The sequence below is a fragment of the Ruegeria sp. E1 genome (assembly GCF_056534225.1).
This window is the reverse complement of sequence record NZ_JBQFPE010000041.1, coordinates 1-1,511: the sequence shown is the minus strand read 5'-3', so window position 1 is coordinate 1,511 and position 1,511 is coordinate 1. Positions and strand designations below refer to the sequence as shown.

The following is a 1,511-nucleotide window of genomic DNA, read 5'->3' as shown; positions in this document are numbered from 1 at the left end:
TGTCCGTCGTCAGGGATTTTGGGACAGATGTCGGCCTGAGCTAAGAGAGGATCTGGCGCATCTGGTTGGATTGATTATGCGGCGGATTTGCGGTGAAGCAAGCGCCTAGTTTCGAGTGTCTTCCGTTTGATCCTTTCTCGTTGTTTCAGAATGGTGTGGCCGCGTCCGAAGTAGACATCAGCGGGCGTGAGGTTTTGTAAGCTTTCGTGGTAGCGTCGGTGATTGTAGTGATCGACGAACGCATCGATCTGCTGCTGAAGGTCACCGGGCAGATAGTAGTTTTCCAATAAGATGCGGTTCTTGAGAGTCTGGTGCCAGCGCTCGATCTTGCCTTGGGTTTGCGGATGATACGGAGCGCCTCGAACATGATCCATCTGTCGGACCTCCAGCCAATCGGCCAACTCGCTGGAGATGTAACTGGACCCGTTGTCGCTGAGCAGGCGTGGTTTGTGCAGCACCGTTGCCTGATCACAGCCTGAGGCGTGCAAAGCGAGGTCCAGTGTGTCGGTCACATCCTCGGTCTTCATCGTCGTACAAAGCTTCCAGGCGATGATGTATCGGCTGTAATCGTCCAGGATCGTGCTGAGATAGAACCAGCCCCAGCCGATCACCTTCAGATAGGTAAAGTCCGTCTGCCAGAGCTGGTTCGGCCGTGTGGTCTTGTCCTGGAACTCGTCTGCGGCCGACAAAACCACATAAGCCGGGCTGGTGATCAGATCGTAGGACTTGAGGATGCGATAGACCGAAGCCTCTGACACAAAGTACTTTTCTGTGTCGGTGAAGCGAACAGCCAACTCACGCGGCGACAGCTCACTTTCCTTCAGAGCCAAGTCCTTGATCTTCTCACGCATTGGCTGCGGAATGCGGTTCCAGACCCGTGACGGCTTGGGGCTACGATCCTCAAGCGCCTCAGGACCACCCGACAGATATCGGTCATACCAGCGATAGAAGGTGGTCTTCGGGATGCCCAGCTTTTCCAAAGTGCGCTTGGTCGGCAGCTGCGAGCCTTCGACGAGGCTGATGATCTGCAGCTTTTCAGATGCAGGATACCTCATTCGTCGTCGCCCCCATCCGCGATCATGCTTTTTTTGAGCAACCGCAGTTCAAGAGCCTGTTCGGCAACCACTTCCTTCAGATCGCGTGCCTCGCGGCGCAGACCTTTGACCTCGGTCGATGTCGCTGCACGGGCCGTGTCGCCTGCCAGACGTTTCTTGCCGGCTTCAAGGAACTCCTTGGACCAACTGTAGTAGAGGCTCTGGGCAATGCCTTCACGGCGGCACAGCTCTGAAATACTGTCTTCGCCCTTCAGGCCGTCCAGCACGATCCTGATCTTCTCTTCTGCGGAATACTGTTTGCGGGTCGCACGGCGAATGTCCTTTACGACCTTCTCACCGTGGCTCTGCTTGGTTCCGGGTTTCTTTCTCATCTCCACTCCTTGGCGGTTACGATGAGCCAGAAACCCTCTCTTATCAAATCGACCTAAACTGTCCCATTGGTGCTGACGTCAGACA

1 protein-coding gene is annotated in these 1,511 nt (G+C 55.4%); it reads right to left on the bottom strand.

Annotation, left to right across the window (positions count from 1 at the left end):
• Positions 1–74: 74 nt before the first annotated feature.
• Positions 75–1,426 (bottom strand): IS3 family transposase gene (locus ACR0FG_RS20835; protein WP_480895268.1). Its coding sequence is split into 2 segments (ribosomal slippage): positions 75–1,090 and positions 1,090–1,426, totalling 1,353 coding nucleotides; the frame shifts between segments, so codons are not numbered across the junction.
• Positions 1,427–1,511: the final 85 nt, after the last annotated feature.